Source organism: Pedobacter sp. AC163 (assembly GCF_979258665.1).
Genome location: NZ_OZ409872.1, coordinates 4,949,499 through 4,972,981, shown reverse-complemented (window position 1 = coordinate 4,972,981; position 23,483 = coordinate 4,949,499). Strand labels below are relative to the sequence as shown.

The window sequence follows — 23,483 nt, the reverse complement described above, 5'->3', positions numbered from 1 at the left end:
TTTAAACTGCCATGGCTATATCATTCAGTTCAGTTTCCTCGCTATCAACAGTCGTTTGTGCTGCAAAATAATTTCTGAAATCCGCTATTGCTTCTGATATCGGGATCAACACTAATAAATCGGGAAAATTTTCGATTAAATGCTGTTCCATTAGCTCCCAGAGTGATTCGAAATATTGATGTTCATTAATCAATGCCAGTAATGCCTCATCGAAATGGAGTTTAAAAGCCATTAAATTAATATCACGAATAACCTGCCTGTCTGCTTTGGCATTTTCCCACAATTGCCTTAATTCCTTTTTGAAGGAGAACTTAGTCATAACCGTTTCCAACGATTCTACCATTTGTTCTTCTCTCTTTAAACTCATATTTTTCCATTGCTGAAGCTGAACAGAAAACCCAAAATCTACTCTGCCTTGCAAGCGTGAAGAAGTATAAACGCGAACTTTCGGCGAATGGCGCATAATGGCATCTACCCTTTTAAGTGCCTTTCTAAACTCTTCATCTTCCAAAAAAGGAATAGCCGGAATTCTGCCAGCCTTTTCATAAATATCGCAGGTAACGGCAAGGCTCGGACCATAACATTGGAAGTGCCTTGGCCAGGGATTTTTCAAACAAGGATCAATTTCTGCCTCCATCCTCGTTTTCAAAAACCGATAGGTTACATCTCTTAAATGATGAATTTTTGATAAGCTAGGTGTATCGCTTGGAATAATTCGTCCTCCTACAACATCTACTCCTTGGTCCATTTCGGTCAGGATATGATGTATCCAGCAGCCGTCAACTTCGCTATCGGCATCTGTAGACACGATGATGCCTTTTTTCCCTGCGACCTGATTCAAACGAGAAAATGCAGCATCCATCAGGAGCCGCCTGGCCGTACCAATATGAGCTACATCCTTATTCAATTCTAAACATTGAACATATAAGTTAAACTCTGGAAATTTCTGCTGATACCTTTTGCAGATCTCGAATGTTTCGTCACTGCAATTATTAGCCAACACTAAAACCTCATAGAGCTGATGCGAAACAGGATTTCCAAAATCGTCGAATTGTTTTCGAAGCGCATGAAGCGTCGAGACAATAAACTGTGCTTCGTTTTTTGCCGGAACGATTACGGATAATCGCAAAAGCGGATTTGGAGATTCGGGAAAGCAGAGTTCGGACTTTAGATGAAGTATGGAATCCATAAATGGTGTAAATTCTTAGTGTCAGATTTACAACATGATGGAAACGATAAAGTTCTGCGTATTTCTATCCTGATTAATACGGTTCCCTACTCTAAATGATGGTGATGCATCTATCAGCAATAACTAAGGAACAATGGTATAAAATAAATAGGAAGCAAAGATTACTAAAAGCACTACACCCTGCTGGGCATTGGTTTTACCAGTAGCCAACGAAAACATAATGGTAATCATGGCCAGCAAAAGCAGAACCGTCGAACTCATGTCGATACCGAGGGTAATGGGCATGCCGAATACAATAGAAACGGTAGCTACTGCAGGGATGGTCAAGCCAATACTTGCCAACGCAGATCCCAAAGCCAGGTTTAAACTGGTTTGCAAACGATCAGATTTTACTGCCCGATAAGCAGCCATTCCTTCTGGCAAAAGCACAATTGCCGCAATAATTACACCGACAACAGATTGAGGAGCGCCTAAACTAATCACCATCACTTCTATATCTTTCGATAGATATTTAGCCAGCAACACAACGGCGACCAGACTTATCACCAGTAAAACCATACTGCTACCTGCGGTGATCCCATTGGGCGCTTCCACATGCTCGTCTTCCGAGCTGGTATTTTTGGGTAAAAAATAATCCCGATGTCTCACGGTTTGCATAAAAATAAAACCACCGTATAAAACCAGTGAAACAATGGAAACAAACACCAGCTGACTTACCGTATACTCTCCTACTGCACCACTAATGGTATAATTTGGAAGAATTAAGGTGAGCACTAAAATAGCCGCCAGCGTAATTAAAGCGGCATTTACACCCTGTAATTTGTAAAGTTGCTCTTTGAATTTGATTCCTCCTCGCAGTAAGCAGATGCCCACGATAGCGGTAAGGATAATCATTACGGCGGCAAAAACGGTATCTCTCGCTAAAGAGCGGGTTTGTTCGCCACCGGCAAGCATTAAAGAAACAATTAAGCCAACCTCAATGGTAGTAATGGCCAGGGCAAGTATGATGGTACCAAAGGGCTCGCCAACTTTATGAGCGATTACTTCTGCATGATGAACTGATGCTAGAACACTACCTATTAACAATGCGGCCAAAGCGACTTTTAGATAGATACTTGAATCGTTACCGCTAAATAAATATACGATGACACTAATTATTGGGAGCGCAATTGTCCATTTGGGTAGGTCGATTTTCTTCATAAGTAATTTTGGTATCAACAAATAAGACCTTCTATGGTTTGAGTAAAAATTATCATTAACCTTAAATCAGGCTGCCCCAACTCTTCAATGAACAACGCTAATCTGAATCTGCAAATGGCTAAAAGCTTCCTATACTCCAACCAAGAATGAATTACAGCCTCATTTATAAAACCTTTTTCAATTAGTCGGTGTCATTAATATAAAATCCATTGCAGTGAAATTTAAGAAATTCAGTGTACCAAAATTTATTTAAAAACATAAACATCTACCTAAAATATATCACATGAAAAACGAATTAATAACAAGGCGCCAGGCGGTAACCGGCCTTGGCGTTGGCTTAGCCGGACTGGCCGTTTCGCCAGTTTTCGGTGCCGACGGAGTTCCTTTAAGTGGCGCTGCAGCAGCTGCACTTCAAGATCCGACAACAAAGTATCCACGTCCGCCTTTTAAACCGCAACAGCAACCTTTTCCAGGTTTAGCCAGCAAAATGGATCCTAGGCCAGATCATGGCGAGGAATCATACAAAGGTTCAGGACGTTTAGCAGGAAGAAAAGCACTCATTACCGGTGGCGATTCGGGGATGGGTAGAGCCGCAGCCATTGCTTTTGCCCGTGAAGGTGCAGATGTAGTAATTAATTATTTGCCCGCAGAGGAAGAAGATGCCAAAGAAGTAATCGATCTAATTACTAAAGCTGGAAGGAAAGGATTTGCTATTCCTGGCGATTTAAGAGAAGAATCTTTCTGTAAAAAGTTAGTGGATGACAGTGTAAAACGCTTAGGCGGATTAGACATCGTAGTAAGCAACGCCGCCCGACAGCAAACAAAACCATCGATTCTGGATATTAGTACCGAAGATTTTGATGCCACGATGAAGACAAATATTTATGGTCCTTTCTGGTTGCTTAAAGCTTCAATTCCACATCTTAAACCCGGATCAAGCATTATAGTGACTACTTCCGAACAGGCAAATGATCCTTCACCAGAATTATTTGACTATGCTCAAACCAAAGCAGCTAACACCAGTACGGTACGTTCATTAGCAAAATTTTTAACTCCAAAAGGCGTGCGGGTAAATGGTGTAGCACCCGGACCAATATGGACACCATTACAGGTTGGAGGCGGCGCCACCAATGAAAAATTAATGGAATTTGGAAAAGCAACCCCAATGGGCAGACCAGGGCAACCAGCGGAGCTTGCTTCAATTTATGTTCAGCTAGCTGATAATAGCGCAAGTTACTCAACTGGCCAAATTTACGGCGCTATGGGTGGCGGCGGGCAACCTTAAAGCCAGTTAAACTTTTCAAGTTTCGAACCTCTTCTTGCAACCGTTATATTTCAGGTTGTAAGAAGAGGTTTTTTTGAGCTGTTATAAACCTAAACCCGAAAGAATAAAACCTGACTTCATTCCGTTATGGCGTGATGTTATTCCATTATATTGCTTGCTGATTATCAGCATTTCGCACCACCGCTAATTTCTTCACAGAGTGAGGCATCAACATTACTTAAGCCTTAGGAGTAATGAACATTTTTTACCGGAAGTAAAACCATAATCCAACACTGCTGTTTAAACTTCATTGGTGTTGTCTAATCAACGCTATATCAACTGTTTCAACCTGAAAACAGCAACATGAAAAACAACAAAACAAAGCTAACCCCCGAAGAGCACCGACTTTTTGGCGACCTCATGCCAGAAGAGTTAGAAGATGTACTTCACTCCGGATTTAACCGCCGTCATTTTGTAAAACTAATGGGCCTGGCCACAGCTGGTTTGTTAGCGAGCTATGCGCTAGGAGCCGAACAACTTTTTGCCAGGGCTGTAGAAATGGAAGATATTCCTGACTTGATACCCGAAGCAATTGAAAATGGCGTTACGGTAAATTTCAAAGTTAATTCAACTGCCCGCAATGTGCTTGTCGATTCGCGAATGACCTTGCTGGATACACTTCGGGAAAGAATAGGTTTAACCGGCTCAAAAAAAGGCTGCGATCATGGGCAGTGTGGTGCATGTACGGTAATTGTAGATGGCCAACGCGTTCTTTCATGCCTCACTTTAGCTGCAACCTGCCAGGGAAAATCCGTAATCACCATTGAAGGCCTTGCAAAAGATAACGAACTCAACCCGATGCAAGCAGCCTTTCTTAAACACGATGGTTTTCAATGTGGCTTTTGTACACCGGGACAAATTTGCTCTGCCGTAGCATTGATGAAAGAAGCTAAAGAAGGACAGGCAAGCTTTGCAACAAAAAAAATAAGTACTGATCCAAAATCTATTATACTCTCCGACGAAGAAATTGCAGAGCGAATGTCGGGGAATATTTGCCGATGTGGTGCTTATCCAAACATTGTTGCCGCAATAAAGGAAGCACAAACAGGCAAGAATGTTCCGCAAAACTGGCTATTTACCGATTAACCCGACGCAGTTATGAAACCATTTAAATTTAGTGCAGTAAATAACCCAGCTGAAGCAATTACCTTAATCAACAAAAATACAGACGCTGCCTTTTTGGGTGGAGGAACCAATCTGCTCGATCTAATGAAAGAGCATGTTGCCCTCCCAAATGAAATTATTGATATTGGAAACCTCTCGCTAAAAGAGATTAAAGCAACCGCTTCAGGCATTTCTTTGGGTGCTTTAGCCAAAAATACCGAAACAGCAAACCATCCGCTTATCCGTAAAAATTTTCCCATGCTTAGTAAGGCGATACTTGCTGGTGCTTCTGCGCAAATTAGAAATATGGCTACAAATGCTGGGAATTTATTGCAAAGAACCCGCTGCAGCTATTTTTACGATATCGCTATGCCTTGTAACAAAAGGAATCCAGGAAGCGGCTGTTCTGCAATTGAAGGATTTAACAGGATGCATGCCATTTTTGGCTGGACACGAGATTGTGTAGCAGTCTATCCCTCAGATATGGCCATTGCCCTTTCCGCTTTAAACGCTAATGTTAAAGTGATAAGCAGTGAAAGGGAACGCACTATTCCTTTTCAAGATTTTCATATCCTTCCAGGGGCTCACCCCGAGAAAGATAATAGCCTCCAACATGGTGAACTGATTACAGCTATTGAAGTGCCCAAAAATGATTTCGCAGAACACTCCGCCTACGTTAAAATACGTGATCGAAATTCATATGCTTTTGCTTTGGTTTCCGTTGCTGCAGGTTTAACGTTAAACGGAAATACCATTCAAACCGCAAATATTGCAATGGGTGGTGTAGCACATAAACCCTGGAGAGCACTAAATGCGGAAGCATATTTAAAAGACAAAGCTGCAACTGCCGCCAACTTTGCAAAAGCTGCCGAAGCAGAAATGGCATTGGCACAGCCTTTATCACACAACAAGTTTAAAATAGAAATGGGTAAAAAAGCTTTGATCAATGCGCTGGAAACAGCTTTCAAAGGAAATATTTAATTGTAGAATATGGAAAACAGCAACAAATCCATTGGCAAAGGGATAAACCGCATCGACGGGATTTTGAAAATTACAGGTAAAGCCACTTATGCCACAGATTATCCAGCAAAGAATATGGCCTACGCGGTATTGTTTAAAAGCACCATTGCTGCAGGTAAAATAAAAAGTATCGGGAGTACAGAAGCGCAGAAATATCCTGGTGTGATCAAAATAATTACCCATGAGAATATTCTGCCCTTAAATACCAAAGGAGGTTTGCGGGGTGGTGCGCTGTTGCAAGGCCCAGAAATTACTTTTCATGGCCAGCACATTGGAATAGTGGTAGCCGAAACTTTTGAACAGGCAACTGCAGCTGCTCATTTAATTACAGTAGAATACAATCAGAAAGAAGAAAAAATCGACTTTGACAAACTCGCCAAAACACCTGAAATGCCAAAAGGTAAGGAATTGGCTGATTTAGTACGGGGGGCAGGAAAATCAGCACTTGCAGATGCCGAAGTTAAAATAGAGGCGAGCTACGAAACGCCGATTGAACACCACCATCCAATGGAGCCACACGCTACAGTAGCGGTATGGGAAGGCGACCAGGTAACGCTATACAATGGATCGCAAATTATAAACGGTGCCCAAACCGCTGCGGCAGCCACATTAAACATCAAACCAGAACAGGTAAGAATCATTTCTCCATTTATTGGTGGCGGCTTTGGTTCGAAAGGCGGACAGTGGGCAAACTTAGTACTGACAGCTGTAGCCGCAAAAATGGTTGGCCGACCAGTAAAATTGGCGCTTACCAGGCAACAAATGTTCAATTCTGTAGGTTTACGCCAAAGAAACATACAACAACTAAGCATAGGCGCAACCAAAGAAGGCAAGCTGCTCACACTCGCACACGAAACAATTTCGCACACTGCGGTAGATAGTGAATATATCGAGCCCTGCGGAGATTGTACAAAAGTGATGTATGAAGTTCCGAACAGCTTAATCAGTTACCGCGTGGTTCCCATGAACCTCATCTTGCCCACTTATACCCGTGGCCCGGGAAAATCGACAGGAAGTTTTGCGCTCGAATCCGCAATGGACGAGTTGGCGTACACGTTAAAGATGGATCCCATTGAATTGAGAATAAAAAATGAACCCGCAAAAGATCCTTCCAACGGAAAACCCTGGTCATCCAGAACAACCGTAAAATGTTTGCAGGAAGGCGCAAAAGCCTTTGGATGGGCGAAAAGAAAACCTGAACCAGGTACAAATAAAATTGGCGATGATTTGATCGGTTATGGCGTAGCCTGCGGCACCTACCCTGCCAGGCAAAGGGATAGCTCAGCCGTAATCAAACTCAGTTTAAAAAACAAATTAGTGCATGCAACTATAGAAATTGCCGCCTCAGATTTAGGAACCGGTACCAATACCATATTGGCACAAACAGCCGCCGATGGATTGGGTTTGCCGGTAAAGCAAATCACTGTGAAACTTGGTGATTCTGATTTGCCGCCTGCAGCAGGCTCAGTAGGTTCTGTAGGCGCATCGAGTTTTGCAAACGCTGTTAACGATGCATGCATTAAAATTACCGATGAATTATTGGCGAAATCTGGCAAACAGTTTTTTGTAAGACCGACAGCAGCAGCGCTGATGATTTCAGAAAATATAGCCGATTTTCAAACCCGGTCAGATTCTAAAGCTCCTGCCGAAGCAGAAAAATATTCTGCCCATAGCTTTAATGCCAACTTCGCCGAGGTAAGGGTGAACAGCGTGACTGGGATGGTGAAGGTTACCCGTTTCTTAGCTGTTACAGGTGCCGGAAAAATTCTGAACCCGAAAACTGCCCGATCGCAGATTATTGGCGGTATTGTTTGGGGCATTGGTATGGCATTAACCGAAGAATCCATCATCGATCCACGTTATGGAAATTTTGCAACCCGTTCTTTTGCAGATTACCACGTTCCTACCAACCTCGATATTGGTGATCTCGACGCTATGTTTATCAATGAGAAGGATTTCGTTCCAAATAAAATGGGCGTAAAAGGAATTGGCGAAGTGGGGATTGTGGGAGTAGCCGCCGCAGTAGCAAATGCTGTTTTCAATGCAACTGGCAAACGGGTTCGTTCACTTCCGATTACTCCAGATAAATTGCTTTAAAAAATCTTTTCTTCTGCAGAATTTACCTGGTACTGTTCAAAGCATCGAAACAATATCTGCAATGATATAATTGTTAAAGAAACTTAAAAAGCTCAAACTTATCCGCGTTTTTGAATGTTAGCAAATGAGTACCTACCACTAACAATTCAGCATGATGCGAAGCGAAACGCAAAACCTCAACTATTTAAAGCAAGGCGACTGTACGGTAAACCTGACCGTTAACGGTGAACAAAAAATTCTTCAGGTGCAACCTTGGGTAAGCCTTTTGGATGGTTTGAGAGACCATTTAAATTTAACAGGGACTAAAAAAGGTTGTGATCACGGCCAATGTGGGGCATGTACAATTATATGCGATGATAAGCGAATCTTAAGCTGCCTCACTCTCGCTGTAATGAAAAACGGCTCCGAGATTACTACTGTGGAAGGCATCGCTAATGGCAACGAATTGCATCCGATACAACAGGCATTTATCGATCATGATGCTTTTCAATGTGGTTACTGTACTCCCGGCCAACTTTGCAGTGCTATTGGTCTGATTAAAGAAGGAAAAGCGCAAACCAGAGAGGAAGTAAAAGAGCTGATGAGTGGAAATCTCTGTCGCTGTGGCGCTAACATCGGCATCATCGATGCCATTATGGAGGTTAAAGCAGGAGGCGGCCATGAATAACTTCGAATACAAGCAAGCAGATGATATCGCTGAAGCCATTAACCTCATTAATGACCAGGACAACACAAAGTACTTAGCTGGCGGAACCAACTTACTCGACCTCTGGAAATATAACCTCACCAACCCAAGCCGTCTGATAGACATCAACCGCATTAATGGTCTCGCAGAGATTGAAGAACTGCCGAATGGAGGAGTTAGACTCGGCGCCAATTTCAAAAATGCCGATACCGCCTATCATCCCATTATTGAGAACAAATATCCCCTACTCTCTAAAGCCATTCTTGCCGGCGCATCTGCTCAAATCAGAAACATGGCAAGTAATGGTGGCAACTTATTGCAACGCACCCGTTGTTACTATTTTTACGATCCTGATGTGCCTTGTAACAAAAGAAATCCTGGTTCTGGCTGCCCGGCCAAAGAGGGATACAACAGAATCCATGCAATATTAGGAACGAGTGATGATTGTATTGCGGTTTTCCCATCGGATATGTGCGTAGCGCTCGCCGCCTTAAATGCGCTGGTTAATGTAGAAGGACCCGAAGGAAAAAGAACCATTGCTTTCGCAGATTTCCATCGCCTGCCAGGTGATCGGCCCGATTTGGACAATAATCTTAAACTTGGCGAACTTATTACATCAATAGATCTCCCAGATAAAGGTTTCGCTGAGAACTATTCTTACCTCAAACTTCGCGACAGACATTCTTATGCCTTTGCCCTCGTTTCCGTTGCTACTGCATTAGAATTGGATGGAGAAATGATAAAAGACGCAAGGATTGCCCTTGGTGGTGTAGCGCATAAACCCTGGCGTTCAACAGAAGGAGAAAATTTCCTGATGGGTAAAAGTGCAAATGAATCAAATTTTGCCGCCGCGGCTGATATTATTTTACGAGATGCAAAAGGTTACGGCCATAACGACTTTAAAATCGCCCTCGCTAAAAAAGCAATTATTCGCAATGGCCTCATGGCGTTAAACCCTCAATCGCAACTTCCAGGAGCAAAACCATCTGCTTAACTACAAATGAACAAAAATGGATTTTAACAAAAATGTTGGTCAGCCCGTTAGCCGTTTAGAAGGAAAGCTAAAAGTTACGGGCCAGGCAAAGTATGCCGCAGAATATGAAGCAGATAACTTGCTTCATGGTTATGTAGTGAGCAGCCCGATAACCAAAGGGAAAATTATCAATATCGATATTGCGCAAGCAATGGCTATCCCCGGTGTGGTGGATGTGCTTTCACATAAAAACCGTACAAAACTGGCCTGGTTCGATTTACAATATACCGATATGGATGCGCCGCCGGGAACGGTTTTTAAACCACTAGCCGATGAAAATATTCTTTACAACGGGCAACCTATTGCCTTGGTAGTGGCCGAGAGCTACGAAACGGCTAGATACGCCTCCACGCAAGTTATTTTTGAGTATGAGCAGGAAACTTTCCAAACCGATCTGGAAAGCAATATTCCAAATGGCCGTTCTGCAAAAAAAGGATTTGCCACAGCTTTGAAACCGCCTCCACCTCCACCAACAGGCGATTTCCAGACTGCTTTTGAACAGGCACCTATAAAAGTTGCTGCAACATTTCAGCATGGTACAGAGCACCACAACCCCATCGAACTGTTTGCCACAACAACGATATACGAAGGAAAAGGGAAATTAACAATCTACGATAAAACACAAGGCACCATTAATAACCAGCTCTATGTGGCCAACATTTTCGGTTTACACTATAAAGACGTAAGGGTGTTGGCGCCGTTCGTTGGTGGCGGTTTTGGTTCAGGCCTTCGTCCACAATATCAGCTCTTCCTCTGTGTGATGGCTGCTCTTCACCTAAAAAGAAATGTCCGTGTGGTATTAGAGCGTAAACAAATGTTCTTTTTTAGCCATCGCCCCCCGGTTAAACAAAACCTGCGCTTCGCCAGTGATGTAGATGGTAACGTTACCGCCCTGGGCCATAGCGTTTTTTCTGAAACTTCCAATTTTGAAGACTATACAGAAGCGATTGCCAACTGGAGCCATAAACTTTACCCTGCTCCAAATACGCTTTTCGATCATAAAGTGGTTCCCCTTGATGTGTATACGCCGCTTGACATGCGGGCACCGGGTGGAAGCACAGGGATGCATGCCATTGAATGCACTATGGACGAACTGGCACACAAGCTTAAAATCGATCCTTTAGAACTTCGCCTGATTAATTATTCGGAGATCGATCCATCGAGCAACAAACCATATACCAGCAAAGCCCTTCACGATTGCTATCTTCAGGCCGCAGATAAATTTGGATGGAGCAACCGAAATCCTGAACCTCGGTCTACCAAGCGTGGAAATAAATGGGTAGGTTACGGGATGGCTACAGGAATCTGGGATGCCTTTCAGTTTCCTGCACGGGTGGAAGCCATGATTACCAAAGAGGGAAAAATGGTACTAAACAACGCCACAACCGATATTGGTACAGGTACACTAACTGTGATGACTCAAATTGCAGCAGATGAGCTTGGTCTTTCGCTGGCAGAAGTAGATTTCAAATATGGCGATAGCAAAAAGCCATTCTCGATGTTTCAGGGTGGCTCGTCCATTACCTCATCTACCGGAGTAGCCATTGTGGTAGCGGCAAAAGCACTGCGTAAAAAACTATTGAAAAAAGCGACAAAAATGCCAGCTTCTCCCTTTAAAAATTCGGAAGATTGGGAGGTATTTTTCAGCGCAGGAAACATGCATTTAAAAGATCAGCCCAATGTGTTCGTGTCCCTAAAAGACATTATTGCCTTTAACAATGGCAAACCCATTAAAACCACCAATATGGGCAAACCGCACATGTTAAAACTTCGGAAATACAGTTTGGCTACCCACAGCGCTTCTTTTGTCGAGGTAGAGGTAGATCAGGATCTTGGCACCGTGATGGTAACCAGAGCTGTAACCGCGGTAGCCGCCGGAAAGATAATTAACCCAAAAACTGCTGCTAGTCAAATATCTGGATCAATGGTTTGGGGCATTAGTAAAGCACTGCACGAAGAGACCTTTATGGATCATAATCTCGGCAAGTATATGAACACTAATCTCGGCGAATACCATATTCCTGTACATGCCGATATCGGCCAGTTAGAGGTTATTTTCGTAGAGGAGAAAGATGAATTAATTAACGAAATTGGTACCAAGGGTGTGGGTGAGATTGGTCTGGTAGGAATGCCAGCAGCCATTTCAAATGCAATTTTTAATGCGACTGGCAAAAGAATCTATAAGTTACCCATTCACTTTGATGAATTAATGTAATGGATCTCAAGCTTCTCCGACAAGGACGAAGCTTTTGTTTTTTACAGCGAATAATCGCGAACAATCATTAGTCGCTTATATTTTCGTTCTGGCTAATTTTAATGCGAACAGGCCCTTTGATATGATCCAAATCAATAGGTACTCCTTTCTGTGTGATTACCACCTTACCATCCCGATGCAAACCAATGGCCACGTCCCGCACCTTTCCCATCTCCTTTCGCCAATCATCACCAAAAAGCATCCGGGCAATCTCCGAAGGACAGGTACTTTTATCTGGTCCACGTTTATCCGCCTCAGCTAAAATGGTTTTCGATATTTCTGATAGCATCACCATAAATGGATAACAAATGTATGAGGCTATTGCTTTAAAATGCCCAGAATATTTTTCGAACTGTAAATGGTTTAAGCTAATCTTCCCCTTATTAGAAGCTTTCAATTGAACAAAGTATTCGTGCTTTTTGATGCCTAGCAGCCATTTCCTAAACAATTTATATAAGCCACTGGTTGTAATGATATGACCGATAAAAAAAGAACTGTTGTCATTACCGGCGCATCAAGTGGTGCGGGAAGAGCTATTGCCCTTACTTTCGCGGCGAATGGCGATCAACTCATCCTAGCTTCGAGAAATATGGCTGCCTTGCAAGAGCTTGCCGAAGAATGTCAAACTATTGGGGCGGAAGTTAAATGTATCCAAACCGATACCGCTCAATATCATGATGTGATTAATCTGGCAGCTGCAGCGGCCGATTTTGGAAATACGATTGACGTCTGGATTAACAACGCAGGCGTGCTTGCTGTGGGTGAATTCGACAAAACACCCATGGAAGTAACCGAGCAAGTAATAAAAACAAACTTGTTAGGCTACATGAATGGTGCACATGCAATCCTCCCTTACTTCAAAAAACAAGGCTACGGCATCTTGATCAATAATATATCAATAGGTGGATTTTTACCTGTTCCTTATGGGGTAGGTTACTCTGCCAGTAAATTCGGCCTGCGTGGATTTAGCGCCGCACTGAAAGCGGAACTTTCTGCTTTCAAAAACATTCATATATGTGATGCATTCCCTGCCTTTCTTGATACTCCAGGCATCCAGCACGCTGCAAACTATACAGGCAAACAGCTAAAACCTGCACCACCAATATACGATCCCAACCGGATTGCTGCAGACATTTTAAAAATTTCACGCCACCCGAAACCTTCAACAATGATGGGCAGTACAGCCGTTCTTTTGCGTTATGCCTACGCACTCGCCCCAGGCTTAACAAGGGGAATAGCTGGTTATGTAATATCAAGATATTTGAAAAATGCAGCTGAGCTTCCAGCTACTAATGGAAATATTTTCAATACGGTAAAATATGGCAATGCTGTACATGGCGGCTGGGGAATACCTGGTAAACCACGAGCCCATCATAAATATCTCTCTCTAGGGATACTTGCCCTTACCGCTGGAATGATGCTACTGAATAAATCTAAACGTTAAACAATGCCTGTAATGTTATTTTTTGGCGATAGCTTAACTGCTGGATATGGCTTAAAAGATCCGCTACGGGAATCTTTACCTGCACGGATCAGCGAGAAAATTGCAGCAGAGAACTGGAACTTTCAGGTCATCAATGCCGGAATAAGTGGCGATACTTCCACCACCGGTTTAAACCGTATTGACGCCGTAGTGAATCAAGAAATAGACATTTTTGTATTAGAGCTTGGTGCCAACGATTTGCTCAGAGGCCACCAAGCCCATATACTGAAAGCCAATATGCAGCAAATCCTAACTAAAGTAAATACTAAATATCCCAAAGCAGACATTTTAATTTTAGGCATGAGGCTTCCAGCATGGATTCCGGAGAACCGGGCGCCGGGTTACCGCACCATCTATCAGGAACTTGCACAGGAAAATAATTGCGAACTGGTCCCATTTTTATTGGAAGGCGTAGAAGGGAAAAAACACCTCAATATGTTTGACGGGGTTCATCCCCTGGCAGCAGGTTATCAAATCATAGCCGATAACATTTGGCCAAAACTAAAATCAATGATCGCCAGACACAGTGCGGTTAAAACATTATAGTTTTATTCCAGCTTTCTCCGTAATTGCGGGTTCAAATCACATTTTGAATTAAGTGTTACTCCAAGTTTTACCGATCGATGCTACCGACATTGATCTCCTCAAAAAAATCCGATAAAACTTTTTTTTATTTGACCATGTTGAATTAATATCAACAATCGAGACATGGAAAACACAAAACTTTTCACACTAATTACCGGAGCCAGTAGCGGCATCGGTTTAGAATTGGCAAAACTATTTGCTCAGAATGGCCACAACTTGATTATCGTAGCAAGAGAGGAGGAAAAATTAGCCGAAGCCGAAAGCCTACTAAAACAAAATGGTATCGAAGTCTGCAGCATCAGTAAAGACCTTTTTCAGCCAGATGGAGCAACTGATCTATACGAAGAAATTAAACAAAAAGGATATGAGGTAGATGTATTGGTCAATGATGCCGGCCAGGGAGTTTATGGAAAGTTCATTGAGAATGATCTGCAACGCGAATTGGACATTGTACAGCTCAACATTTCATCGCTGGTTACCCTTACCAAATATTATGCAAAAGACATGGTTGCTCGTGGAACTGGCAAAATCTTGAACGTAGCCTCCATTGCCAGTAAAGCGCCGGGGCCATATCAAGCGGTTTATCACGGTACAAAAGCTTTTGTGCACTCTTTTAGTGAATCCATAAGAAGAGAATTGAAAGATACCGGAGTAACTGTTACTTCACTGCTGCCTGGCCCAACTGATACAGATTTCTTCAACAAAGCTGACATGCTTGAATCCAAAATTGTGCAAGAAGGTAATCTAGATGATGCTGCAAAAGTAGCAAAAGATGGTTACGAAGCCCTGCTCGCTGGCCAGGATATGGTGGTTTCAGGTTTCAAAAACAAAATGACGGTAGCCATGGGTAACATCACTCCTGACAGTATGCAGGCAGCGCAAATGGAAAAAATGCAGGAACCTGTAAATGAAAAGAAGAACGAATAAATGTGGCAGGGCGAAGTAAAGCTGCGGAAGAAAGAAAGGATTTAGGCGGTTTATTTGATGCGAAAGTGCATTAAATTGATAAACGGGTAATATTCTATAAAATCAGAATAATAAATAATGCATCTTTTTAATGTATTATTCACAATAGGAAACGCTACACCTGCTGATATTATAATTTTGTGTAGCATCAAGCATCATCTCCACAATACCGTCAAAATTTCGATCAAATGGACTTAAGCCACCTATCCCAATTCCTAATCTTCATGCAATAGAAGATCTCACTTGGTCATGGTCTAGCTTTTCCCCTTCAATCTCACTAGTTTTGACTACATCCTTGGTTAATGTTTGCAACACGGCTTAATTTTGCAGATCGAAACCTAACTGTTCCATTTCACCCAATAACTTACCTTACTTAAGGTGTACTTCGCTAAGCAACAGTGCTAAAGTCGACATATCCCAAGTAAAGTTAGGCCACTGATTAAGCTATTCTCCGCATAAAACAATTTATTCTCCGCATAATTTGCGGAGAATATAGAATGAATCTCCGCAAAATAATTTAACTAGAGAATAAGAAGAAATAAACGTAGGCTTGAAAAGGAAGGCAGTAATTTTAAGGGTTACTTTCCGATACAAAACTTCGTAAAAATATTCTCCAGCAAATCGTCCGTAGTAACCGTACCCGTAATTTCTCCTAAATAATGTAAAGCCTGTTTAATATCCATGGCTAAGAAGTCAGAGGTAACAGGATTATCTACATTATTTAGCACACGTTGCAAAGCATTTTCGGTTTGTTTTAAAGCTTCTACATGGCGGATATTAGTCACTAAAGTTTCACTCGTGTTGATATGATGAAGATTAACCTGTTCCAGCAAAGTATCTTTCAACTCTTCTATCCCTTGCTTCTCTTTAGCTGAAAGGAAAACGACATTCATATTTCCATAGGCTTTTCGCTGATCGTCGCTGATTAAATCGGCCTTATTAACCAGAACCAGATAGGGAATTTCCAATTGGGTAAGTCCCCGCACCTGCTCTTCAATTTCAGGGAAGGTTTGGGCAGCATCGGCCATATAAATAATGAGCTTGGCCTGCTTCATTTTCTCCAGCGTCCTTTCTACGCCTAAAGCCTCAATAATGTCAGCTGTATCCCGGATGCCGGCAGTATCAATAAAGCGGAAAACAATCCCACCTATCGTCAGTTCATCTTCAATAGTATCTCGGGTAGTACCTGCAATGTCTGAAACAATGGCCCGCTCTTCATTCAATAAGGCATTCAAAAGGGTCGATTTGCCCACATTAGGCTTGCCGGCAATAACAATTGGAACACCATTTTTGATTACATTCCCCATCTCGAACGAAGAAATCAAACGCCTCAAAACATGGTTGATTTTATTGACCAACGTGGTGAGCTGTTCCCGGTTGGCAAATTCTACATCCTCTTCAGCAAAATCCAGCTCAAGCTCAATCATCGAAGCAAAATGAATCAATTGTTCCCGCAAGGCTTTCAACTCATTGGCAAAACCTCCACGCATCTGTTGCATGGCCACATCATGAGAAGCTTTCGAGTTCGAGGCGATCAAATCGGCTACGGCCTCTGCCTGACTGAGATCAAAAGCGCCGTTTAAAAAGGCCCGCAAAGTGAATTCGCCAGGTTTGGCTGCTCTTGCGCCTTTGGCAATCAACAGGTTGATAATTTGCTGAATAATATAATTGGAACCATGGCAGGATATTTCCACCACATTTTCCTTCGTATACGATTTCGGCGCAACAAATAACCCAGCTACCACCTCATCAACAATATGATCCCCATCCTTAATTAAACCAAAATGCAAAGTATGCGAAGGCTGTTCCGCAAGGTTTTTACCAGCAAAAACAGCATTAGTAAGGTTAATTGCATCCGGTCCTGATAAGCGGATCACGCCAATGGCGCCCGATCCTGATGGGGTAGATAAAGCAATAATGGTATCTTGATTGTTCATGTTTCCTTTTCGAACCGCAAAAATAAGGCTATTTAAACAGGATAAAGTGGGTAGAGGGTAATTTTTTCGCTTTTCTCCTGCGCTTTCGCTCAACCAACCTATTGCATTCTTCAGATGAGATTAAACAGATCCAGGTTTGCAAAACCAGATCAGAAGCATAAATACATGCTGCATTAAATTGGGATTGATCTTCACATCACATTTTTTTTTAGTTAAGAAGCATTTATTTTTAGCCCTTTCGTTAAATTTGAAGATGAAAAACATTGGTGATGCACCGGATGAGGCGCAAAAATTCCCCGAAAACTTCAATCCAAATGGGGACGACCTCACCTCACTGCTGCTCCTGAATGCGCTTCCGCAACAGGTTTGGACGGCAGACGCCAAGGGTATCATCAATTATGTAAATGATACCATTTGCCGGGATTTTGGTCATGCACAATCCACCATCATCGAAAGCGGTTGGGAATCATTTTTACATCCCGAAGATCTTCCCGAAAGCTTACACATCTGGCACGAATCGCTCAATACAGAAAAAGAATACACCACAGAGTTCCGTTTGCGATTTGCCGATGGCCACTATTATTGGCACCTGGCCAGGGCCGTACTGGTAAAACGCGAAGGTAAACCCAACATTTGGGTGGGTACGAACACCAATATACAAGACCATAAAAACATCGAATTCCGTAAGGATGAATTTATTTCTATTGCTAGCCACGAAGTCAAAACGCCGCTCACTTCCATAAAAGGTTATAACCAGATGTTGCTTCGCAAAGTGGAAGACGAAGCCATTAAACCCTATCTTTTGCGTACCGAAGGCCAGCTGAGCAGGCTCGAAAAATTGATTAAAGATCTGCTGGATGTGAGTAAAATCAATGCAGGAAAAATGCTCTTGAACATCGAAAGTTTCAATTTTTCGCTCATGTTGCAGGAAGCTATCACCGCCATGCAGCAACTCTCGCCAAATCACGAGATTATTCTGGATAACCAGCTCGAGCTTCAATTTGAGGGCGATCATTACCGCTTAGAACAAGTGGTGCAGAATTTCTTATCCAACGCGGTAAAATATTCGCCTAATGCAGATCGCGTACTGGTCACCACAGCTTTAAGAGACGGAAATGTGATCGTTTCCGTAACCGATTTCGGGATAGGCATCGAAACAGCGCACCTGGGAAAATTATTCGATCGCTATTATCGGGCCGACAATTCTTCTGCCCGTTTCGATGGTTTGGGTTTAGGCCTTTTTATTTCTGCAGAAATCATCAAACGCCATGGTGGAAGTTTTTGGATAGAAAGCGAGCTAGGAAAAGGTTCCGTTTTCTCCTTTAAATTACCTTTAGACCCTGGCCGACCGATTGTGCCCGAAATCAAAACTACAAATCATTATAAAGACCGATACCTGACCATCTCCTGCCCCGAAAATGATGACATCATGTACGTCGAATGGGTGGGCCATCAAGACATGCGTTCGGTTAAACACGGAGGCGCATTGATGATTGAATACTTAAAAGCGAATCCCCGTTCAAAAGTATTTAACGACAATCGCCTGGTTTTAGGAACCTGGTCTGAAGCATCTGATTGGGCCGCAGAAACCTGGTTGCCACTAATGGAACTTGCAGGCTTAAAATTCTTCGCCTGGATCTTCTCAGCGAGTGTGTTTAGTCAACTATCAGCACAAAAAAGTGTTGATAACGAAGAAAAAACCGCAGACATTAATTTTTTTCATTCCGCAGATCAAGCAATGATTTGGTTAAGGAAATGTGAGCCAATTTAAAATATTAGAGACACGTGAAACTTAGTTTTATACAAAAAGCACAGAGAAACTGATTATAATAATCAGCATTCGCTGTGCTTTTAATCGTTATTGCTAATTTAAAAAATGGAGTGCTTACGTTTCTTAAGGGATTATAAGTAACATCAACTTAAAATCCAGTCAGCTCACTGTTCTAAATCATGCTATTCTTCTCCTTTCAGGGAGAAGGTGCCCGCAGGGCGGATGGGGACTAATTCCAACCCCCGCCTAAACTTCTGTACAAACCAACTACGGCATTTAACTGCTCTGTTTTAATGGTGGTTAGCTCTAGTTCACTTTGCAACAAATTTCCCTGTGCGGTAATCACCTCCAGGTAGTTGGCCATACCGCTTTTAAACAATAAGCTTGCATTTTTCGAAGCTTGTTGAAGCGTTTGTGCTCTTTTCGCTGCAATGCTGTATTGTGCTTTCAGCTTTTCTACTTTTGTTAACTCATCAGAAACCTCACCTACCGCATTAATTACCGACTGGCGGAACTGAATAACCGTTTTTTCGCGGTCAATCTTTGCCAGTGCCAGATTAGATTTCAGCTGTCCCCGTTGGAAAATCGGCTGTGTAATTCCTCCGGAAACCAAACCGAACAACGATGCCGGCATACTAAACCAGTTGCTTGCTTTGAAAGAATTCACCCCACCACTTGCGCTGATCACTAAAGAAGGATATAAACTCGCAGTAGCCACCCCAACCTTGGCATTGGCCAAATTTAGGGCCAGCTCAGCAGATTTAATATCTGGCCTGCGACTTAACAAAGAAGAAGGAAAGCCTGCATTTAAATCCTGTGGAATAGCCATTTTATCCAAACGGCTTGTACGGTCTATCGCCTTTGGCAAGGTGCCGATTAAAACGCTCAAAGCATTTTCCTGTAAAGTAACATTTTGCTCCAATCTTGGAATCAGCTGCGCTGCATTTAACTGCTGCGCCTCTGCTTGCTGAATCGCCAGTGAAGTCACTTGCCCGGCATCAAACTGTAAATTAATAATCCGCAAAGTGCTATCATTTAGCTTTAAATTTTTCTTGGCGATTTCCAGTTGCGCATCCAACATCAACAAATTATAATAGCCTTGTGCAACATTGGCTACCAATCTAGTTTGAACTGCTTTACGGGCTTCTTCGGTTTGCAAAAAACTGGCTAAAGCACCAGCTTTTTGATTGCGGATTTTACCCCAGATATCGGCTTCCCAAAGTACGGCAAGGTTGGCCGTGTAGTCTTCAATATGGGTTGAGCCGGTAAACTGATTCAAACTTAATCCATTCAAACTATTATCAGATGGGCGGCTGGAACTCGCCGCAACCTGCAACTTCAATTCAGGTAAATAACCCAGCTTCGACTGTTTGAACAAAACTTCAGCAGCATCGATGTTTTTCAAAGCAAGTTGCATATCAACATTTTTAACCAAAGCAGTATCAATTAAGTTTTGAACCGTAAGATCGTTGATGAAGCTTTTTAAAGGCAAATCTCCAACACTGGAAGAGTCTTTTTGTATGGCGTTTCTAAATAACCCCGGCACAACATTTGGCAAGGATACATCTTTGGAAACTGAACACCCGCTCCAGATTAAAGCAAGGAGCAGGATGGTAAGAATATTAAACCGTTTCATATAATTCATGATTTATAGGAGCTTCTTCATAATAATGTGGAACCTCCTCTTGTGATTTTTTTGAAAATTTTTCCTGGATGGCCTGGAAGATGACAAAGAGTACAGGAATGATGAACAAACCTAAGATTACGCCCGAAACCATACCTCCGGCAGCGCCGATACTAATCGAATGGTTACCTTGCGCCGATGGGCCAGTTGCCCCCATCATCGGTATTAAACCAACAATAAAAGCCAGTGAAGTCATAATAATCGGACGTAGCCGCGATTTTGCAGCCTCTAAAGCCGCAGCCACTAATGGCTGTCCTGCCCTCCTTCGTTGCACACCAAACTCCACAATTAAAATGGCATTTTTGGCGAGCAATCCGATTAGCATAATCAATGCTACCTGTACATAAATGTTATTTTGGATTCCTGTTAAACCAATGGCAACAAATACCCCGAATATTCCGGCAGGAATAGATAAAATTACCGCCAATGGTAAGATATAACTCTCATACTGTGCCGAAAGTAAGAAGTAAATAAACACCAGACACAACAGGAATATCACGGTAGATTGTCCGCCTGAAGAAATCTCTTCACGTGTTTGTCCTGAAAATTCATAGCTGTAACCGGCAGGCAATTGTTTCTCTGCAACTTCTTCAATGGCTTTAATCGCTTGTCCTGAACTAAAGCCTGGTTTTGGAATGGCGTTGATAGAGATAGAGTTAAACAAATTATATCTCGAAGCAGTTTCAGAACCATAAATGCGGCTCAATTTCACCAGCGTGTTAATCGGTACCATTTCGCCTCGGTTACTTTTCACAAATACCCTGTCAATAGTGGATGGGTCTGCCCTATCCTGAACATCAGCCTGAACCACTACACGATAATATTTACCAAAGCGGTTAAAGTCTGAAGCCTGTGCACTCCCGAAATAGGTTTGCATCGTTTGCAGAATATCTTTCACATTCACGCCCAACTGATCAGCTTTTTCATCATTAATATCCAGTTGTAATTGTGGATAATCTGCTTTAAAACTGGTAAAAGCTACCGCAATCTCCGGACGTTTCATCAACTCGCCAATAAACTCTTGCGAAATGCCACTAAACTTATCCAGTTTACCACCTGTTTTATCCTGAAGCACCATATCCAGCGCTTCCACATTACTAAATCCTGGTACCGTTGGGAAACTGAATACAAAGAAACTTCCTCCAGAGATGGCACCTAACTGACCACGCACCTGGTTCATAATCTCTTCAATATTTTTTACAGCACCCCGTTCTTCATTTGGTTTCAAGAGTACAAACACTACAGCCGATGATGGACTGGTAGAATTGGTTAAAAGGTTGAAGCCGGAAATCGCGGTAACATCTCTTGATGCATCAAGTTTGCTCAACAAATCCTCGGCTTGTGTCATTACTTTCTGCGTTCCATCCAACGATGTTCCCGAAGGCGTGTTTACTGCAATGGCAATGAAGCCTTGATCTTCTGTTGGAATAAAGCCTGCAGGAGTAGTTTTAACCATGAGAACCGTTGCAAGTGTTATTAACGCTAAACCGCCCATGCTCAACCATTTGTGTCGAACCAAAAACTTCAATCCGCCAACATAACGGTTAGTTAAGGAGTTAAAACTGTGGTTAAACCCATTGAAAAACCTTTGCTTAAAGTTTGGTTTAACAGCTGGCTTGTCACTAGGTGTAGAATGATTATCTTTTAGAAACAGAGCCGCTAATGCCGGACTTAAAGTCAACGCATTTACCGCCGAAATTACAATGGCAATGGCCATGGTAAAGGCAAATTGCCTGTAAAATACACCTGTTGAGCCCTCCATAAAACCGACCGGCAAAAATACCGCTGCCATAACCAAAGTAATGGAAATGATGGCGCCAGTAATTTCATGCATCGCTTCATGGGTTGCCGCTTTCGGACCCAAAGGCTTATGTTCCATCTTCGCATGCACCGCTTCCACCACCACAATCGCATCATCAACCACAATACCAATAGCCAGAATGAGAGCGAAAAGTGTTAACAGATTGATGGAGAATCCAAACAACTGCATAAAAAAGAAAGTACCTAAAATGGCCACCGGAACGGCAATAGCTGGGATCAGGGTTGAGCGGAAATCTTGCAGAAACAGGAATACCACGATAAATACCAATATAAAGGCTTCAACAAGGGTGTGCTCTACCTGCTCAATAGATTGATCTAAAGAAACTTTTGTACTGTAGAAAATATTCTTTTTAATTCCGGCTGGAAAACTTTTTTCCTGTTTATCCATCAGCTTGTTAATCGCAACCTGAATATCGTTCGAGTTGGACCCCGCCAACTGGATAATGCCCATTACGATCGCTTTTTTACCGTTGATGCGGGTAATACTATTGTAAGAATAAGCCCCAAGTTCTATCCTCGCTACATCTTTCAGATGTAAAATAGAACCATCGGCATTGGCACGTATAGCTATATTTTCATATTCTTCGGGTTTGGTTAGTTTACCTTTATACTTGATTACATATTCGAAAACTTCTTTACTTTTTTCGCCGAATTTCCCTGGAGCTGCCTCTAAACTTTTATCCTGAATGGCTTTCATGATTTCGTTTGGCGTAACTTGATAAGTAGCCATTTGGGTTGGGTTTAACCAAACTCGCATCGAATAATCTTTTACTCCACCAAAAATAGCGGCCGAACCTACGCCAGGGATACGTTTGATCTCCGGAATGATGTTGATTTGGGCATAGTTGGCAATGAAAGTCTGATCATATTTCTTCTCGTCATCGGTGTATAAACCAATGGCCATGATAAAACTGTTTTGCTGTTTTGCCGTGGTTACCCCTTGTTGTACCACTTCGGAAGGCAACTGGCTGGTAGCCTGGGCCACACGGTTTTGAACATTTACCGCAGCCTGATCTGCATTAGTACCTAATTTAAAGAAAACGGTAATGGCTAACGAACCATCGTTACTTGCAGTAGAACTCATATAAGTCATGTTTTCTACCCCATTGATGGATTCTTCTAACGATGGTGCAACCGAACGTAAAACCGTTTCGGCATTCGCACCTGGATATACAGCCGTAACCAAAACCGATGGCGGCGCAATATCAGGGAATTGTTGCAAAGGCAACTTCGTAAGACCAAGTACACCTAATATCACCAATAAAATGGAGATTACGGTTGCCAGTACCGGCCTTTGTATAAATATCTTGAACATTGTTTTTTTTTTATT

18 protein-coding genes are annotated in these 23,483 nt (G+C 42.5%); 11 read left to right on the top strand and 7 right to left on the bottom strand.

Annotation, left to right across the window (positions count from 1 at the left end; genetic code table 11):
* Position 1: 1 nt before the first annotated feature.
* Both ACZZZK_RS21535 and ACZZZK_RS21530 read right to left on the bottom strand, forming a co-directional pair.
* Complete coding sequence (locus ACZZZK_RS21535; protein WP_463485924.1) at positions 2-1,189, bottom strand: glycosyltransferase family 2 protein; 1,188 nt, start codon at positions 1,187-1,189, stop codon at positions 2-4.
* Between the two features lie 123 nt (positions 1,190-1,312).
* Positions 1,313-2,389, bottom strand: a complete 1,077-nt coding sequence (locus ACZZZK_RS21530) for a calcium:cation antiporter (RefSeq protein WP_463485923.1) — start codon at positions 2,387-2,389, stop codon at positions 1,313-1,315.
* 283 nt (positions 2,390-2,672) lie between these two features.
* On the opposite strand from ACZZZK_RS21530, the gene ACZZZK_RS21525 reads away from it, so the two are divergent.
* The 7 genes from ACZZZK_RS21525 to ACZZZK_RS21495 all read left to right on the top strand — a co-directional run bounded on the left by ACZZZK_RS21525 (position 2,673) and on the right by ACZZZK_RS21495 (position 11,867).
* The gene (locus tag ACZZZK_RS21525) at positions 2,673-3,674 is read left to right on the top strand and encodes an SDR family oxidoreductase (RefSeq protein WP_463485922.1); all 1,002 of its coding nucleotides are present in this window, start codon (positions 2,673-2,675) and stop codon (positions 3,672-3,674) included.
* Between the two features lie 342 nt (positions 3,675-4,016).
* On the top strand, positions 4,017-4,799 hold the full coding sequence (locus ACZZZK_RS21520) for a (2Fe-2S)-binding protein (RefSeq protein ID WP_463485921.1): 783 nt from the start codon (positions 4,017-4,019) through the stop codon (positions 4,797-4,799).
* Between the two features lie 12 nt (positions 4,800-4,811).
* Positions 4,812-5,798, top strand: coding sequence for an FAD binding domain-containing protein (locus ACZZZK_RS21515; RefSeq protein WP_463485920.1), 987 nt, complete (start codon positions 4,812-4,814; stop codon positions 5,796-5,798).
* A gap of 9 nt (positions 5,799-5,807) precedes the next feature.
* Positions 5,808-7,934, top strand: a complete 2,127-nt coding sequence (locus tag ACZZZK_RS21510; protein ID WP_463485919.1) for a xanthine dehydrogenase family protein molybdopterin-binding subunit — start codon at positions 5,808-5,810, stop codon at positions 7,932-7,934.
* Between the two features lie 151 nt (positions 7,935-8,085).
* Entirely contained in the window at positions 8,086-8,601 is a 516-nt protein-coding gene (locus ACZZZK_RS21505; protein WP_463485918.1) for a (2Fe-2S)-binding protein, read from the top strand.
* The gene (locus ACZZZK_RS21500; RefSeq protein WP_463485917.1) at positions 8,594-9,613 is read left to right on the top strand and encodes an FAD binding domain-containing protein; all 1,020 of its coding nucleotides are present in this window, start codon (positions 8,594-8,596) and stop codon (positions 9,611-9,613) included. The genes ACZZZK_RS21505 and ACZZZK_RS21500 overlap by 8 nt, the downstream gene beginning before the upstream one ends.
* A gap of 16 nt (positions 9,614-9,629) precedes the next feature.
* Positions 9,630-11,867 carry a xanthine dehydrogenase family protein molybdopterin-binding subunit gene (locus tag ACZZZK_RS21495; RefSeq protein ID WP_463485916.1) on the top strand — a complete coding sequence of 746 codons (2,238 nt, stop codon included), beginning with the start codon at positions 9,630-9,632 and terminating at the stop codon, positions 11,865-11,867.
* 67 nt (positions 11,868-11,934) lie between these two features.
* Here the strand turns inward: ACZZZK_RS21495 and ACZZZK_RS21490 are convergent, their stop codons facing one another.
* The gene (locus ACZZZK_RS21490) at positions 11,935-12,354 is read right to left on the bottom strand and encodes a DUF3253 domain-containing protein (protein WP_463485915.1); all 420 of its coding nucleotides are present in this window, start codon (positions 12,352-12,354) and stop codon (positions 11,935-11,937) included.
* 27 nt (positions 12,355-12,381) lie between these two features.
* Here ACZZZK_RS21490 and ACZZZK_RS21485 point away from each other — a divergent pair, with 27 nt between their 5' ends.
* From ACZZZK_RS21485 to ACZZZK_RS21475, 3 genes are all read left to right on the top strand, one after another.
* Positions 12,382-13,350: an SDR family oxidoreductase gene (locus tag ACZZZK_RS21485; RefSeq protein ID WP_463485914.1), complete on the top strand. Its 969-nt coding sequence runs from the start codon at positions 12,382-12,384 to the stop codon at positions 13,348-13,350.
* Between the two features lie 3 nt (positions 13,351-13,353).
* Positions 13,354-13,935 carry an arylesterase gene (locus ACZZZK_RS21480; RefSeq protein WP_463485913.1) on the top strand — a complete coding sequence of 194 codons (582 nt, stop codon included), beginning with the start codon at positions 13,354-13,356 and terminating at the stop codon, positions 13,933-13,935.
* A gap of 162 nt (positions 13,936-14,097) precedes the next feature.
* Positions 14,098-14,901, top strand: coding sequence for an SDR family NAD(P)-dependent oxidoreductase (locus tag ACZZZK_RS21475; RefSeq protein ID WP_463485912.1), 804 nt, complete (start codon positions 14,098-14,100; stop codon positions 14,899-14,901).
* A gap of 261 nt (positions 14,902-15,162) precedes the next feature.
* Here the strand turns inward: ACZZZK_RS21475 and ACZZZK_RS21470 are convergent, their stop codons facing one another.
* Together ACZZZK_RS21470 and mnmE are read right to left on the bottom strand one after the other, a co-directional pair.
* Entirely contained in the window at positions 15,163-15,255 is a 93-nt protein-coding gene (locus tag ACZZZK_RS21470; protein ID WP_463485911.1) for a DUF4172 domain-containing protein, read from the bottom strand.
* Positions 15,256-15,518: 263 nt separating this feature from the next.
* Positions 15,519-16,877, bottom strand: coding sequence for a tRNA uridine-5-carboxymethylaminomethyl(34) synthesis GTPase MnmE (gene mnmE / locus ACZZZK_RS21465; RefSeq protein WP_463485910.1), 1,359 nt, complete (start codon positions 16,875-16,877; stop codon positions 15,519-15,521).
* A 253-nt stretch (positions 16,878-17,130) separates the two neighbouring features.
* On the opposite strand from mnmE, the gene ACZZZK_RS21460 reads away from it, so the two are divergent.
* Positions 17,131-18,648, top strand: coding sequence for an ATP-binding protein (locus ACZZZK_RS21460; RefSeq protein WP_463485909.1), 1,518 nt, complete (start codon positions 17,131-17,133; stop codon positions 18,646-18,648).
* A 229-nt stretch (positions 18,649-18,877) separates the two neighbouring features.
* On the opposite strand, the gene ACZZZK_RS21455 is transcribed toward ACZZZK_RS21460, so the two are convergent.
* Together ACZZZK_RS21455 and ACZZZK_RS21450 are read right to left on the bottom strand one after the other, a co-directional pair.
* Positions 18,878-20,284 (bottom strand): TolC family protein, encoded by a 1,407-nt coding sequence (locus tag ACZZZK_RS21455; protein WP_463485908.1) that lies wholly within the window; start codon positions 20,282-20,284, stop codon positions 18,878-18,880.
* Complete coding sequence (locus tag ACZZZK_RS21450) at positions 20,271-23,468, bottom strand: efflux RND transporter permease subunit (protein ID WP_463485907.1); 3,198 nt, start codon at positions 23,466-23,468, stop codon at positions 20,271-20,273. Before ACZZZK_RS21450 ends, ACZZZK_RS21455 begins: the two co-directional genes overlap by 14 nt.
* Positions 23,469-23,483 lie beyond the last annotated feature (15 nt).